General features: G+C 41.0%; 13 protein-coding genes and 1 tRNA gene. 8 read left to right on the forward strand and 6 right to left on the reverse strand.

The features are described from left to right. Positions 1-21: 21 nt before the first annotated feature. The 4 genes from rplM (at position 22) to tsf (ending at position 2,613) form a co-directional block, all read left to right on the forward strand. On the forward strand, positions 22-474 hold the full coding sequence (gene rplM / locus HFD85_RS21420) for a 50S ribosomal protein L13 (protein ID WP_167614444.1): 453 nt from the start codon (positions 22-24) through the stop codon (positions 472-474). Positions 475-479: 5 nt separating this feature from the next. After that, positions 480-866 (forward strand): 30S ribosomal protein S9, encoded by a 387-nt coding sequence (gene rpsI / locus HFD85_RS21425; RefSeq protein WP_167614446.1) that lies wholly within the window; start codon positions 480-482, stop codon positions 864-866. A 96-nt stretch (positions 867-962) separates the two neighbouring features. Beyond that, on the forward strand, positions 963-1,748 hold the full coding sequence (gene rpsB / locus HFD85_RS21430; RefSeq protein ID WP_167614448.1) for a 30S ribosomal protein S2: 786 nt from the start codon (positions 963-965) through the stop codon (positions 1,746-1,748). Positions 1,749-1,785: 37 nt separating this feature from the next. Then, a complete protein-coding gene (tsf, locus tag HFD85_RS21435) occupies positions 1,786-2,613 on the forward strand; it encodes a translation elongation factor Ts (protein WP_167614450.1) in 828 nt (275 codons plus the stop codon). A 121-nt stretch (positions 2,614-2,734) separates the two neighbouring features. Here tsf and HFD85_RS21440 read toward each other — a convergent pair whose 3' ends face one another. After that, positions 2,735-4,507, reverse strand: a complete 1,773-nt coding sequence (locus tag HFD85_RS21440) for a T9SS type A sorting domain-containing protein (RefSeq protein WP_167614452.1) — start codon at positions 4,505-4,507, stop codon at positions 2,735-2,737. A gap of 437 nt (positions 4,508-4,944) precedes the next feature. Between HFD85_RS21440 and HFD85_RS21445 the strand changes: the two genes are divergently transcribed. Both HFD85_RS21445 and HFD85_RS21450 read left to right on the forward strand, forming a co-directional pair. Beyond that, on the forward strand, positions 4,945-5,679 hold the full coding sequence (locus tag HFD85_RS21445) for a hypothetical protein (RefSeq protein WP_167614454.1): 735 nt from the start codon (positions 4,945-4,947) through the stop codon (positions 5,677-5,679). Positions 5,680-5,820: 141 nt separating this feature from the next. Next, positions 5,821-6,006, forward strand: a complete 186-nt coding sequence (locus HFD85_RS21450) for a hypothetical protein (RefSeq protein WP_167614456.1) — start codon at positions 5,821-5,823, stop codon at positions 6,004-6,006. Positions 6,007-6,110: 104 nt separating this feature from the next. Here the strand turns inward: HFD85_RS21450 and HFD85_RS21455 are convergent, their stop codons facing one another. Beyond that, positions 6,111-6,596: a hypothetical protein gene (locus tag HFD85_RS21455; RefSeq protein ID WP_167614458.1), complete on the reverse strand. Its 486-nt coding sequence runs from the start codon at positions 6,594-6,596 to the stop codon at positions 6,111-6,113. Positions 6,597-6,689: 93 nt separating this feature from the next. Continuing rightward, a tRNA-Thr gene (locus tag HFD85_RS21460) sits at positions 6,690-6,762 on the reverse strand. Between the two features lie 1,354 nt (positions 6,763-8,116). Here HFD85_RS21460 and HFD85_RS21465 point away from each other — a divergent pair. Then, positions 8,117-8,974 carry a hypothetical protein gene (locus HFD85_RS21465; protein WP_167614460.1) on the forward strand — a complete coding sequence of 286 codons (858 nt, stop codon included), beginning with the start codon at positions 8,117-8,119 and terminating at the stop codon, positions 8,972-8,974. Between the two features lie 174 nt (positions 8,975-9,148). Here HFD85_RS21465 and lysS read toward each other — a convergent pair whose 3' ends face one another. Beyond that, complete coding sequence (gene lysS, locus HFD85_RS21470) at positions 9,149-10,855, reverse strand: lysine--tRNA ligase (RefSeq protein WP_167614462.1); 1,707 nt, start codon at positions 10,853-10,855, stop codon at positions 9,149-9,151. A 233-nt stretch (positions 10,856-11,088) separates the two neighbouring features. Here lysS and recJ point away from each other — a divergent pair, with 233 nt between their 5' ends. After that, positions 11,089-12,813, forward strand: a complete 1,725-nt coding sequence (gene recJ / locus HFD85_RS21475) for a single-stranded-DNA-specific exonuclease RecJ (protein WP_167614464.1) — start codon at positions 11,089-11,091, stop codon at positions 12,811-12,813. On the opposite strand, the gene HFD85_RS21480 is transcribed toward recJ, so the two are convergent. Both HFD85_RS21480 and HFD85_RS21485 read right to left on the reverse strand, forming a co-directional pair. Then, on the reverse strand, positions 12,810-13,445 hold the full coding sequence (locus tag HFD85_RS21480) for an HAD family hydrolase (RefSeq protein ID WP_167614466.1): 636 nt from the start codon (positions 13,443-13,445) through the stop codon (positions 12,810-12,812). The two genes, recJ and HFD85_RS21480, sit on opposite strands and share 4 nt — an antisense overlap. Further along, positions 13,445-14,587 (reverse strand): 1-acyl-sn-glycerol-3-phosphate acyltransferase, encoded by a 1,143-nt coding sequence (locus HFD85_RS21485; protein WP_167614468.1) that lies wholly within the window; start codon positions 14,585-14,587, stop codon positions 13,445-13,447. The genes HFD85_RS21480 and HFD85_RS21485 overlap by 1 nt, the downstream gene beginning before the upstream one ends. Between the last annotated feature and the right edge of the window lie 10 nt (positions 14,588-14,597).

Below are 14,597 nucleotides of genomic sequence, written 5' to 3' on the forward strand. Positions count from 1 at the left end.
ATACATAAAAAATAGAAAAAAGTGGACACACTTAGTTATAAAACGATTTCGGCAAACAAAGAAACTGCTAGTAAAGAGTGGGTTTTGGTTGATGCTGAAGGACTTGTTTTGGGAAGAATGGCAAGTGAAGTTGCCAAAATCCTGAAAGGGAAAAACAAAGCAAATTTTACTCCGCATGCCGATTGTGGAGATTACGTAATTGTGATTAATGCTGAGAAAGTAGTTTTGACCGGTAAAAAAATGGCTGACAAACAATATGTTCGTCACTCAGGTTACCCGGGAGGACAAACTTTCCAAAATCCTCAGGACATTTTAGCTAAATATCCTGAGCGTCTGGTTGAAAAAGCTGTTAAAGGTATGTTGCCTAAAAACAAATTGGGCCGTCAGCTTTTCAGAAATTTACATGTAGTTATTGGTGCTGAGCACAAATACGAAGCTCAGAAACCAAAAGTTGTTGACTTAAAAAGTAAATAAACAAGATGGAAGTAGTAAATACATTAGGACGTAGAAAATCAGCAGTAGCCCGCATTTACGTTAGCGAAGGTAAAGGAAACATTACCATCAATAAAAGAGAACTTAAAGAATACTTCCCTTCAGAAATTCTGCAGTACATTGTATTGCAGCCTCTGAATTTGCTGGAAGTTTCTGAGAAGTACGACATCAAAATTAACCTCGACGGAGGTGGCCCAAAAGGACAGGCAGAAGCCGTACGTTTGGCCATCACACGTGCGTTAATTGAAATCGATGCGGAAGCAAGACCACAGCTGAAAGCTGCAGGATTCGTAACAAGGGATCCACGTGAGGTTGAACGTAAAAAACCTGGACAGCCAAAAGCAAGGAAACGTTTCCAATTCTCAAAACGTTAATATTATTATTCACTTATATGGATCTAAAACGGCTGAGATCTCCGGAATACCGGGGCTACTGAGCGGTTGCTTTTAGGACATAGAAAAAGTAAAAAGATGCCAAGAACAAATTTTCAGGAATTATTGGATGCAGGTGCACATTTTGGTCACCTGAAAAGAAAGTGGAACCCGAACATGGAGCCTTATATCTTCATGGAAAAAAACGGTATCCACATTATCGATCTTCAAAAAACAGTTGTTAAGATCGACGAGTCGGCAGCTGCCATCAAGCAGATTGCAAAATCAGGCCGCAAAATCTTATTTGTAGCAACTAAAAAACAAGCCAAAGAACTTGTTTCCGATTTAGTTAAAAGCGTGGGAATGCCTTACGTTACTGAGCGTTGGCCTGGAGGTATGCTTACTAACTTCCCAACCATCCGTAAAGCGGTGAAGAAAATGATCTCCATCGACAAAATGATGAAGGATACCAGCTGGGATAACCTTTCAAAACGCGAAAAACTGCAAATCACTCGTCAGCGTGCAAAACTGGAAAAAGTGTTGGGTTCAATTTCCGACCTTACCCGTTTGCCTGCTGCATTGTTCGTAGTTGACGTACTGAAAGAAAAAATCGCAGTTCGCGAAGCTAAGAAACTTGGAATCCCTGTATTTGCTATCGTTGATACCAACTCGAATCCGGACGATGTAGATTTCGTAATTCCTGCCAACGACGATGCTTCACAATCAATCCGTTTAATTGTAAGCGAAATGGTAGAAGCCATTCGCGAAGGATTGAGCGAACGCAAAGTTGAAAAGGATAAAGAAGAAGCTGAAGCTGGCGATTCGAAGAAAAAAGCAAAAGCTAAAGTAGCCGACGACGAGGACGAAGATTCTGAAGAAGAATAAAGATTATTAAGAATAAAAATTTAAAAAAGATTTTAATATGTCTTTTACAACAGCCGACGTAGTAAAACTGCGTAAAGTATCAGGAGCAGGGATGATGGATTGCAAAAATGCCCTGAAAGAAGCCGATGGTAACTTCGAGAGAGCACTGGAAATTATCCGTGAAAAGGGAAAACTTATTGCTAACAAACGTGCCGACAGAGACGCTGCTGAAGGTGTTGCACTGGCAAAAGTTACCGAAGACGGTAAATTTGGTGCCCTGGTTGTACTGAATTGCGAAACAGACTTTGTGGCTAAAAACGAAAGCTTTGTTGCATTTGCTGAAAGAATTCTGGATGCAGCTATCGATAATAAAGTTGAAAGTTTGGAAGCGCTTAAAGCAATCGAACTCGACGGAACCGCTATTGAAGCTCTTGTTACTGAACAAACCGGTGTTACAGGTGAGAAACTTGATCTTTCTTACTTCAAATGTTTAGCCGACGAAACTGTTGTGCCTTACATTCACCCGGGTAACAAACTGGCTACTTTGGTAAGTTTCAACAAAGCAGCTGTTGCCGAAAACGTTGCTAAAGACGTTGCAATGCAAGTTGCTGCAATGGCTCCAATCGCTGTCGACGAATCTTCTATTCCACAGTCAGAAATTGATAAAGAGCTTGAATTCGCCAAAGAGAAATACCGTAAGGAAGGAAAACCTGAAGATATGATTGAAAAAATCGCTTTGGGTTCACTCAACAAATGGTACAAAGACGTTACGCTTTTGAACCAAACTTACGTGAAAGACGGAAAAATTTCTATCAAAGATTTCTTGAAGCAAAACGATGCTGGTTTAACAGTTACAGCTTTCGATCGCTACACTTTGAATGCGTAATTAAAAGCTGAATAAGAAATACGAAATGGCCGTTCATTTGAACGGCCTTTTTTTTTGCCATTAAAAAAGCCACCCGCTTATGAAAGCGAATGGCTTTGAAATATGTAATTCGAAAGGTTCTCTAGCGATTAATGATCAGACGTTTTACATTGCTTACTTCGCCATTTTTAATGAACCTGCAAAGGTAAATGCCGGTAGTTGCCTGCGAACCACTTTGGAGGTTGCCCGACCAGCGCACTTTGTGCTTACCTTTTGGCAGTTCTCCGTCGACAAGTACTTTTACCTGCTGCCCGAACATATTGTAGATCATTAACTGGACATCGGAATTCTGATCGAGATAGAATTCGATATTGGTTGCGGCGCTAAACGGATTCGGATAAACATTGAAGTAATTATCATCTTCCGGCTCCAGGTCCTCAACCTGTGTTGTCGCTTTTGCTTCTTTTACAACAATGGTACTAAAGTGTTCTATTGATGCATATATTCTGTGACGAGCAGTGTCAACCATAGCAACTCCACCGTTAACGTCAACAAAACCGGTATTGTCGGCAAAGAAAACATCCAAATCAGCGGGATCAACACCCAGCGAATCCAGAAGGTCTTGTTTGTAGACCAGTTTCAGTTCAACAGGAATGTTAAAGTAGTATGGTTCAACAATGGTATCCGATCCGGAAGGAACAACACTGAATTTTACTCCTGTAATGATGTCTTCAGTAAAGCTCACTTCAGTACTGTCGTCGTCCATTTCGGCATATTTTTCAGGAATGAACATAAAAATGTCCACGTCTTCGCTTATGCATCCGTATGGGAAATGCAGCATTCCGGCATTCAGAATATTCAAGGGATAAGGAAGACCGCCAATTTTATACGATTCTCCTTCTTTGAAATATTTTGGGTGAAGTTCGTTTCCATTGGGCAGAACACGACGGATTGATATGGTATTTACATCCATGTCGACAGTTGAGTCAACAACGAGTAATTCCACGGCTGCTTCAAAACTGCTATAAGCGGCTTCAACCAACGTCATTCCGGTTTCGCCGGTTAGGGTAAGTAAGCCGTTTTCGTCGATACTGGCTACAGTGGTGTCAGTAACACTCCACATAAATTCGGCACCCTGGTGTTTGTTACCATTGGTTTTGTACATGGCCGAATACTGGATCGGCTCATTTCCGGTGTAAACCATCATGTCGCCGGGTTCAATGGTTAACTGCTTCCCTTTATTATTTTCTTTTTCCTTCTCTTTCTTAATTTTTTCTCTTTTTTCCCGGGTTTCGTAAACCGATATTTTTGCTGTGTCGGCCAATTCTCCCAGTGTTGCAATGATAATTCCGCTCCCAGCCGTATCGGCAGAGTAGAACATGCTTACACTAGAGTCGGGAAACATACCTATTTCCATTGGCTCAACTGACCACGTAAAAGTTGTGTCGATTTTGTAACCCATTGAATCGATATAAAAGGCACGCAGTTCTACCGAATCGCTGATTTCAACCCGTATACTGGAAGGAACGATCTTTACTTTTGGGTACTCATCTTCCATGTCACCCATGTCATCGTCGTCGTCATTTTTAGGGGTCCCGTTAACTGTGAGCATTACAGAGTCGCGATAGTCCTTGTACTTTGCAATAAGGTAACCTTCTCCCGGATGATTTGGTATTAACCATCCTTCTTTGGTTACTTTTCCAAGATAACCCGGCTCAGTGTTCCACTGGATTTTCGCGTCCGTAATGGCTTCGCCTGAAGTATCAGTAACTGTAGCCGTCACCATAACTGATGAGTCGGGATCTGTAATGATATCTCCTGATATAATTTCCAGGATCTGGCTTGTTGCATTCATTGTCAGAAAGAATCCGACTGTGAACAATACTAATTTTGAAAAAATGTAAAAATTCTTCATATGATTTAAGATTGGTTGTGTTATCACTTAATTTGTTTTGTTGTTTTTGACAAACAGCACATCAAGTTACGCAAAGTGTTACTAAAATGCAAGATGCTGTTTCTGAGTTATATGTCAGAATCTTGTGGCCGTATCGTGTCATTATTTTAAAAGCGTCGTCACTAATACATTCCGAAAACGATGAATAGGTAACCCTAAGTATTTTTCATAATCGGTGTGATTGATTAATAAAATTCGATTATATTTATCCTACTAACAACTCCGTCAGACTTCCCGCACATACAGTATAACATTGAAATAGGAATTTATTGGGTAAGCGTTTTGGGTTCTGCATCATGGTACTTAAAGGCGTAATTTTTTATTTTATGGACGTAATATTTTTATACATATGCCTTCGCAATGGAGGCTCGTGAATTACAAACCCTAATTATTTTACCATGAAGAAATTATTTTTTCTTATTCTGATCGCCGTAGGATTTGCGGCTTGTGACAAATCGTTCGAAGAACCTGTTCAAGACGACCTGGTGTTAAAAGGTGCTAAAAAAAGTGAAACAGGTTGTGTGAGTCTGAAGGATGGATCGTTGGTGTATGCTGACGGTCATTACCTGGAAGGACAAGCAATTCCGGTTTGTTTCGACATGTATGGCTACAACTACCAGGCACACATGTTCAACGGATCTTATTTTAATGCTTACGCCGGACGCCCGGGAACAGCTTTGCCTCCGTATGAAGGTGATGATGAAGCGTATCTCGCAGAAAATCCCGAAGCTGAGAGTAACTCGTTATGGCCTTATCGTAACGATGTACTTATTATGAAGTGGAACGATGCCTGGCTGGCAAATTCAGATTGCGACTCCGATGGTGTTCTGGATCGCCATTATGGTTTTGATAGCTACATTGGTTCAGGAGCCTGGTTAACCAATCACATTTCGGGTGTCACAGTAAATGAAGATGGTTCAGAATGCAAATGGAATTATTTTACCAAAATTATTGCGGTTCCTGAAGACGCTCAAAAAGTAGATGGAATTTGGTACACTGCAGAAGGTACTGAAATTGGCCCTGTTATCTGGGGGCAGTTTGCAACCATTCAGGAAGTTTCAAACGATCCTTGTACCGGTGATAATGGTTTGTTATACAAGAGTATGGATCATACCGGCTTTGGTGGTTGGTAGCTAAAACCAAATAGAAATTCAAGATAAGCCATCCGTTTTCGGGTGGCTTTTTTTATTGACAACATTACTATTGTCCCGGTTTCAACCAAATGAGCTGGTTTACGTATACGAAGTCGGTAAAAGTTCTGAAAAATAGCAACAATGATTGGAATTGGAGAGATAGTATTTAATAATGCGGGACGATTTCAACGCTCGGCACGTATTATTTCAGTTACAGGTCGTATTAAAATAAATGGTCATGATTATTCTATTGGCATATGCGATCCTGATGCTTATTGTTATTTCAGTGATGATGTATTTAAGTTATCGGGATCTGAAACATCATGAATAACCGAGCGACGGCGATTGCCGAAACATAACTCAGGTTGTTAAATGAGACGGAAGTTTTGTAGAGGGGGGAATGTGTCGCTTTCAGATCTTAAGTCAAGTACTTATTTCTTTTCATCAGCATTTTTGTGATTTTCCAGGTAGGCCATAAATTCCAGGTTATACAGCAAACAATATTTTTCAAGCAACCTAAAGCCATCTCCGGTCAGGTCAAATACTTGAGGGAAATATTTGACTAAAAGTGCTTTGGCTTTCAGGTGTAACCGTTCCGAATATTCAGAGATCGTGTATTCCTGTAATCTTGCATTTACTACACGTTCCATTGCGCTAACTTCATCCTTGAGTCTTATTTCGGTGTAGTTGTTATCTTTGTCTATAACCGATTCGGCACTTCCCCATATTTGAGTGGCATAATTCTGAAGTTGATGATTAAGCACTTCCTCATTTTTAAATTCCTGTTGTGAGTTAGCCTTAATCTCAGACAGTTCATGCGTGAAATCAACACGAAATCGTTTTAGAAATTTGTCAATCTTCTGAAATTCGGTACTTAACCTAAACTGAAAGTCGCTGTTAAAATCCTGATTCTCCATGTTACTACAACAAACTTAAACCAGAAAAGGTTAATGAAGCAGTGCAATGAGCACATAATTAGATGTTTAAGGATGTGTTAGGCAGGTATCTTGAGCCTCTCACGGGACTCGAACCCGCGACCTGCTCATTACGAATGAGCTGCTCTACCAACTGAGCTAAAGAGGCAATTTTGTTACACTAAATAAATTAATTTCCATGGATTTCGCAATAGGCGACTTAAGCACAAAACAGCTGTCAATAAAAATGCAAAAGCCTTCTGGCTAAACAGAAGGCTTATAAGATTCAATTTAAAAGAAATGTTTTATCACACCTTAATTGGATAGTTGAGGGAGGCGTTGTCTACTTTAAGTAAACCAATCATTTTTGAACAGCGACGTTCAATCTAAAAGACCCTTATTTTTTATCTCAAAGTCGTAATTTCAATGATAACGCGGTTATCGTGCAACTCTTTACGAGTTAAGGTCTGTATCTTCAAAACGGATAGTAAGTATCCAAAGCTGTTTAAAGTTTTGCAAACATAGTGCCATGTTTGTCAAGTGTCATTAAATGAGTTGTTTATGGGTCTTTCTGAGTTTCGTGAGTGTACCAGATATGGAATAATCCCACTCAATTTTTAATTTCGGGACAGCTCCGGAAGCTACTTTCAAGTGTATTTCAGATTACTTCAAAATTCACTTTTAGTGCGCCGAATTTCCAATCGCTTTTGTTGCTATGTGGCTACATATGAACAATTTGTGTTTGATAAGTTTTTTAGGGCCAGGGATTTAGCAAGCCTTTATTCTTGTAACTTTAAAACATACTAATATCGATGTCATTGTTGTGTATCGAACTAAAATCGGAATTATGACAGCAATTATTACTTACATGATCCTGTTGCTAATGGTGGTTTCAGTTGTAATGTACCTGAGTTACCGCGATTTGAAACAGAATCACTAGAGAGGTTCGGCCAGTCTAACCCCCTGTTTTACCGGATCGGAATAAACAAATCTCCGTTCTGAATATATCCTGCACCGCCAAAAATTCCCTTCTATTTTGTATTAAATTTAGTAGTTCTTCTTCTCCAAATACTCTATTTGACTGAGGTGAATTATTAATGGGTTTAATAATCAGCTACTTAGGGTTTATTGTGAACATAAATATTTCAATTTGTATATACATTGATTTCCTGTTGGTCAGCGCCTGGGCTGCTTTCGTCAACCAATGGGTATTTTATGTTTAACATATGTGTAGCAAAACGTGCTGTAAATCAAGCATATGGATGTCTTAAAAGTGAACAAATAGTTGGTTTTTAGGATCAAAGGTTGTAACTTTTTTCTCCCTTATAAAAAACTATTTGAATACAGAATTAGCCAAATAATAAACAAAATGCTAGCAGTTGACGATAAAACCTTGCTCAAAAGAGTTGTGCGATAACCGTGTTATCAAAAGCTATCCATGCTACTGTTTGACGAACGTTCAAATGAACCTGTTATTAATGATGCCTTCAACCTTCTAATTAAAAACGAAAATCAAAAAAATTATGAAAAAACTTTTTTTGTTGTTAATGATTGCTGCATTTTTTGCGGCCTGTGAAAAAACTGATCCTGTCGCCGATATGGAAGGCGACGTTCTTCTAAAATCAACTGCCGATGACGGTGTAAAACTCGTTGGTGAGCACTTTAATCTTAACATTATCGGTGTTAAGGAGAAAACTATGGACGATGACATTGCTGCCGGTAATGTGATATTTGTTCATCTGTTAGGCGAGACTCAAATTGGACTAGTTCATGGCGATGATTATGCCGTGCTCGACAAAAACGGAACAGATGAAGATGGAGCTTTGTTCCAGCTTCCCGATCCCGGATTTGAGCCTTACGTTACAGAGCTTCCATGGGGATTCGATACTGAAACAGATTATTCGGTTTATGCCCGTCCCCTCGGAAAGCCTATGACCGGTGCGACAATAACTACCATGGCCGAACTTTCAGAAATTGCTGACCTGATTGCAGCGACCGAAGATAAAAAAACAGTTAGGTTGTGGGAGAATCTGGTTGACAATTACGGAGAGACTTTGCTTATTACATGGGGTGAGTTTATTCCCAATCCTATTAGTTTTGAACGTTTAAAAGGAAAGCAAACTTTCCAGAATGTTACAGCTGAATTACTATCAGTAGTGTATGAAATAGATGTGACTTACGATTCTGACGGCGACGGTGTGATCACTGACGCAGATGTGACATTGACATTTCATGTACGCATTCCAATATTTAACGAACTTTTGGAAGGCGAATACTGGAAATATGACAACGATGGTTTGAAACTTCTTCAATTACGTTTCTATCCATGGGGAACAGATATGACCATGGAAGACATTGAAGACGGCTGGGATACACTGTAGTTAGCTTGATAAAAAACTAAGGGCAGCATTTCAATGTTGCCCTTTTTCATGTGATAAGGCGCAGAACGACAACCTATTCAAATAGTCAATGACTATTTTACATTTTCTTTCAAAACTAAAAAGCCCCTCCATCAAGCGATGAAGAGGCTCTTATATAATCTGGTTTTATTTTTACTATGATAGTGTGACTGTCAAACCTGCATCGGTATTATCAACTTTGGCAACATTCTTTTTGGTGAGTCCTTTTATGGCTTTGTCCCATTTTTTGTTGCTGAGTTCCGATTTCGTTTTCAATACATTCAAATCAACCGGAGATTCAGTTTTCAGGAGTTCGAAAACCACTTTTTCGTCGTCGGTTAATTCCACTGCTTTTTTCTCAGGTTTCATTTGCGGGAAGAACAACACATCCTGTATTGACGGACTGTTGGTCATAAACATGGTCAGTCGGTCCATGCCGATTCCCATTCCCGATGTTGGTGGCATTCCGTATTCCAAAGCGCGCAGAAAATCCTGGTCGATAAACATCGCTTCATCGTCACCTTTTTCCGAAAGTTTTAACTGATCCTGGAAACGTTCGCGCTGATCGATTGGATCGTTCAACTCAGAATAGGCATTTGCCAACTCTTTACCGGATACCATCAACTCGAAACGCTCGGTGAGTTCCGGATTATCGCGGTGCTTTTTAGTCAACGGCGACATCTCAACCGGGTAATCGATAATAAATGTTGGCTGGATATAATGGTGTTCACATTTCTCTCCGAATATTTCATCGATCAGTTTGCCTTTGCCCATGGTTTCATCATTCTCGATGTCGAGCTTGTCGCAAATCTCACGAAGTTCGGCTTCCGTTCTTCCGTTGATATCGTAACCGGTGTGCTCCTTAATGGCTTCGGCCATGGTTACACGCGGATAAGGGGCTTTATAATCAATAACGTGTTCGCCCAGTTGTACTTTAGTTGTTCCGTGCAAAGCCATGGCAACGCGTTCACAAATTTCTTCGGTGAACGACATCATCCATTTATAGTCTTTGTACGCCACGTAAATTTCCATCACGGTAAACTCAGGATTATGTGTGCGGTCCATTCCTTCGTTGCGGAAATCTTTCGAGAATTCATACACGCCTTCAAAACCACCAACAATCAAACGCTTCAGGTAAAGTTCGTTGGCAATACGCATGTAAAGCGGCATGTTCAGCGCATTGTGGTGCGTGATGAACGGACGTGCCGCTGCTCCACCCGGAATCGGTTGAAGAATTGGTGTTTCTACCTCGTGATAACCATATTCGTTGAACATCTGGCGCATGGTATTGTAAATCTTCGTGCGCTTGATGAATGTGTCTTTTACCTGCGGATTAACAATCAGGTCGACATAACGCTGGCGGTAACGTTGTTCGGCATCGGTAAAAGCGTCGAAAGTTTTACCTTCTTTTTCTTTTACGATTGGCAGCGGACGCAGCGATTTACTTAGCACCGTAACTTCCTTTGCATGAACAGTAAGTTCGCCCATCTGAGTAATAAAAGCAAAGCCTTTTACGCCAATGATGTCACCAATGTCGAGCAGTTTCTTGAATACTTCGTTATAAAGTGTTTTGTCTTCGCCGGGGCAAATTTCATCGCGGTTCACGTAGATCTGAATACGACCTTCGTGATCCTGAATTTCAGCAAACGCAGCTTTACCCATTATCCTGCGACTCATAAGTCGGCCGGCAATTACCACTTCCTGAAAATTGTTTTCTTCTTCCTTATAATTCTCCTTTATTTCTACTGAAGTAGTATTTACATGAAACTGTGCAGCGGGGTAGGGCTCAATTCCAAGTTCTCGCATTTTTTGAAGCGAATTCCTTCTGATAATTTCTTGTTCGCTTAATTCCTGATGACTCATTTTAACTTCACTTTTATAATTGTCGGTGCTCAGATCAGAACTTCAAATTGCAATGTTGCCTTTTGTTTGAACTGTCTGTTGAAAAATCGGGGCAAAGATAATAAAACTAGTTGCTTATGAATTCTAAGTTAGGCGAAACCAAAAATTTATAGTGCGATTTTATGATTTGTTTCGATATGAACGGGCATTTTGTATCTTTGCACATTCATTGGAAAAATATTCACAAGCGCGGCATGGACAAAATTTGGGACTTAAAGAAACAAGGCGACCAAAACGAGGTAAAACACCTCTCTGCGGCGTTGAATGTTAACATGGTGATCGCCAGGCTACTGGTTCAGCGTGGCATAAAAACCTATAACGAAGCAAAAGCCTTTTTTCGACCCCGACTCAGCGATCTTCACGATCCGTTCCTGATGAAGGACATGGACAAGGCGGTTGAACGTTTACAGCGAGCTGTTGACAACCAGGAAAAAGTGATTGTTTATGGCGACTACGATGTGGATGGAACAACATCGGTAGCGCTGATGTACCAGTTCCTGAAACAGCGAATTAAAGAAATTGAATATTATATTCCCGATCGATACAGCGAGGGCTACGGTATTTCGCCCAAGAGTATTGATTATGCCGTAGAAAACGGATTTACACTGGTGGTAGCGCTTGACTGCGGTATAAAAGCAGTTGAAAAAATCGGGAAAGCCAAGGAGCGCGGTCTCGATTTTATTATTTGCGATCACCACAATCCGGGGGATCAAATACCGCCGGCAGCGGCAGTACTCGATCCAAAACAACCGGAATGTAACTATCCTTATAAAGAACTTTCGGGTTGTGGCGTAGGTTTCAAATTGCTTCAAGCCTACTCGAAACATAACGATATTGATTACGAGGAAATATACGATCTGCTCGATCTGGTAGCTGTGAGTATTGCTGCCGACATTGTGCCTATTACCGGGGAAAACAGGGTGCTGGCTTATTACGGATTGAAGAAACTGAATTCGAATCCGGGAGTTGGCCTGCAAACCATCATCAATTTTGCCGGTATCAACGGAAGCGAGATCACCATCAGTGACATTGTTTTTAAAATTGGTCCGCGTTTGAATGCTTCAGGAAGGATTGAACACGGAAAAAAATCGGTGCAGATCCTGGTGTCCGACGACGAAGATAAATCAGATCTTTTGGGTGAAGAAATCGACTCGTTTAACGAGATCCGTAAAACCCTCGATCGCGATATTACCCAGGAAGCCCTGGACATGATTGAAGGCAACGAAGAGTTGAAAGACATGAACAGTACGGTGTTGTACAATCGCGACTGGCACAAAGGTGTGGTTGGTATTGTGGCATCACGCGTTACCGAGCAGTATTACCGGCCAACGGTTATTTTAACTGAATCGAATGGCATGGCAACAGGTTCGGCACGTTCGGTACGCGACTTCGATTTGTATGAAGCGATCGGGCAATGCAGCGATCTGCTCGAATCGTATGGCGGGCACATGTATGCTGCCGGTCTTACGATGAGGATTGAAAATATTCCGGCGTTCAAACAACGTTTCGAAGAAATTGTGACCCGTCAGATTACCGATCAGCAACAAATACAGACCGTTGAGGTAGACGCCAAAATCACGCTGAGCGAGATCACACCACGTTTTTTCAGAATATTAAAACAGTTTGCACCTTTTGGACCACATAATATGACCCCGGTTTTTGTTACCGAAGATGTTTTCGATGCAGGTACCAGCCGTTTGGTTGGTAAAAATAAAGAGCACCTAAAACTCGACTTGGTGGAACCTGATGTCAACTCGGGAATTTTTCCCGGAATTGCGTTTAACCAATCGGATGCTTACGATCTGATCACCTCAGGATCGCCTTTCGATATTTGTTATTCGATTACGGAAAATGAATACCGGGGGAAAACCAACCTGCAGCTGTTTATCCGCGATATCAAGAAAAGGGATATTTTCTAAACCCAACCGTTTTTTAGTAATTCCCCAAGATTATCCAGTACGGGAGCTCCGGTGCTTTTCAGGCGTCTTGCCGATTGATGCCCGTCGGCGATTAAAATACATTTTATGCCAAGTTGTTCGGCTACTTCATAATCATGAATGGTGTCGCCGATCATCACCGCATTGTCTTTGCTGATTTTGTTTTGCTCAATCAGTTGTTCCCCGCGTTCGATCTTTGATGTGGCATAATGGTGATTGAGTCCGGCAATAGCATCGAAATAGTCGAAAATTCCTTGTTGTTTCAGCGTTTTTTCAAGCATATCTTCCTGCATGGCAGATAAAACAAATTGCTTGTTGCCTTTATTTTGAAGATGAGCCAAAACTGCATTTGCAGCGGGATGTAGCGAGCAGTGTTCTACTTTATCGTTGTACAGGTCAATGAATTCGCGTGCCGGTATTGCAAAATCTTCTTTGCTAAAATCGAATCCTATTGCGGCATAATAATCTTTAACCGGAAAGGAGAACACTTCTTTGTAATGGTTATGGCTCAACAGTGGTAACTGTCTTTTTTCAAGTAAAACATTAATCGAGGCAATGCAATGATCGAGGTCGTTGAGCAATGTACCGTTCCAATCCCAAATAACCGACTTCATTAAGCTTCGGTGACTTTTAATTTATTAATGACCGGATTCGCGTAAACTTTTAGGAAGCGCTCCTGTAAATCGGTAATTGGATAATCGATGTTAACCATCGCTTGCTCAACCATTATTTCAAATTTCTTCTGCTCTTCTGCCGTGTACTTGTCTTTAAAGCGGTGTTCCTGCATCAGCATATCGTAAGCCACGTAATTGCTTGGCCACAGTTTGAAGTTTTTGTAGATCTGTGTATCGATCATTTCCGCAATGCTGCGGATGTATTTATTGCGTTGTTCGTTATTTTCGGCCAGTGCAAAGTTGGTTTTAATAGGATCTCCAAATGCAAACCGGATGTTTCCTTTTGGCGCAAACATTCCCATCGACATACTTTTCAAATCGTCTTTATTGGTTTTTAGTTCGCCGTAATGTTCAACTTTTATCAGCTCTTTCAGCTTTGTTAAACCACAGGGTTCAATTTCGTAGGAGATAGAAACCGGAACAATGTTAAGTTCGTTGAATCCATCGGAAATACCACCTTTGTTGCTCATGTTCAGCATCTTCAAAACGCTGTCCTGTGTTTTGTCGAAGCCGTCTTTGGTGCGTCCTTCACGCTGTGCTATCCAAATCGACATTTTATCCTCGGTGATCGATTTACGTATGAACTGCGAAACTTTTTTTGAAGCCATCATCAGCTCACGTGGTGGCAAGCTCCGTTTTATAATGAAAGAGCGGTTCAGCTTTACGGTATGCTCTATCCATTCATACAATAACAGATTGTCGCCGATGGCTATTTGCGTGGTGTTCATCCCATTCTCGAAAATCAGGAAATTGAGCAAAGCCGCATCCAGAATAATGTCGCGGTGATTGGAAATGAACAGGTAGGGTGTTTTTTTATCCAGTTTGTCTATTCCGGTACACTGTAACCCTCGCGAGGTTTTATCGACCAGCCAGTGAAGCAGGTCGTAAATGAACACACCCTGCAATTGCTTTACACTGCGCACACGGCGAAGCTGAAATTTTACCATTTGTACTTTTGGGCGGTTTTTGAACAAATGCAGCAACACCTCGTCAAAGGTTTTGTCCTTCAGCAGGACGCGCATTTTTTCTTTTACCTCCGAGTCGTAGTAGGGGCGAATATCATCGAAATCGTAGCTTACCATGCACAATTAA

It is taken from the genome of Maribellus sediminis (assembly GCF_011799805.1).
Taxonomy (GTDB): Bacteria; Bacteroidota; Bacteroidia; order Bacteroidales; family Prolixibacteraceae; genus Draconibacterium; species Draconibacterium sediminis_A.

Bases quoted from the DNA above. Each gene is read 5' to 3' on its own strand.
- rpsI (WP_167614446.1), top strand. From the start codon at position 480: ATGGAAGTAGTAAATACATTAGGACGTAGAAAATCAGCAGTAGCCCGC.
- rpsB (WP_167614448.1), top strand. From the start codon at position 963: ATGCCAAGAACAAATTTTCAGGAATTATTGGATGCAGGTGCACATTTT.
- tsf (WP_167614450.1), top strand. From the start codon at position 1,786: ATGTCTTTTACAACAGCCGACGTAGTAAAACTGCGTAAAGTATCAGGA.
- HFD85_RS21440 (WP_167614452.1), bottom strand. From the start codon at position 4,507: ATGAAGAATTTTTACATTTTTTCAAAATTAGTATTGTTCACAGTCGGA.
- HFD85_RS21445 (WP_167614454.1), top strand. From the start codon at position 4,945: ATGAAGAAATTATTTTTTCTTATTCTGATCGCCGTAGGATTTGCGGCT.
- HFD85_RS21450 (WP_167614456.1), top strand. From the start codon at position 5,821: ATGATTGGAATTGGAGAGATAGTATTTAATAATGCGGGACGATTTCAA.
- HFD85_RS21455 (WP_167614458.1), bottom strand. From the start codon at position 6,596: ATGGAGAATCAGGATTTTAACAGCGACTTTCAGTTTAGGTTAAGTACC.
- HFD85_RS21465 (WP_167614460.1), top strand. From the start codon at position 8,117: ATGAAAAAACTTTTTTTGTTGTTAATGATTGCTGCATTTTTTGCGGCC.
- lysS (WP_167614462.1), bottom strand. From the start codon at position 10,855: ATGAGTCATCAGGAATTAAGCGAACAAGAAATTATCAGAAGGAATTCG.
- recJ (WP_167614464.1), top strand. From the start codon at position 11,089: ATGGACAAAATTTGGGACTTAAAGAAACAAGGCGACCAAAACGAGGTA.
- HFD85_RS21480 (WP_167614466.1), bottom strand. From the start codon at position 13,445: ATGAAGTCGGTTATTTGGGATTGGAACGGTACATTGCTCAACGACCTC.
- HFD85_RS21485 (WP_167614468.1), bottom strand. From the start codon at position 14,587: ATGGTAAGCTACGATTTCGATGATATTCGCCCCTACTACGACTCGGAG.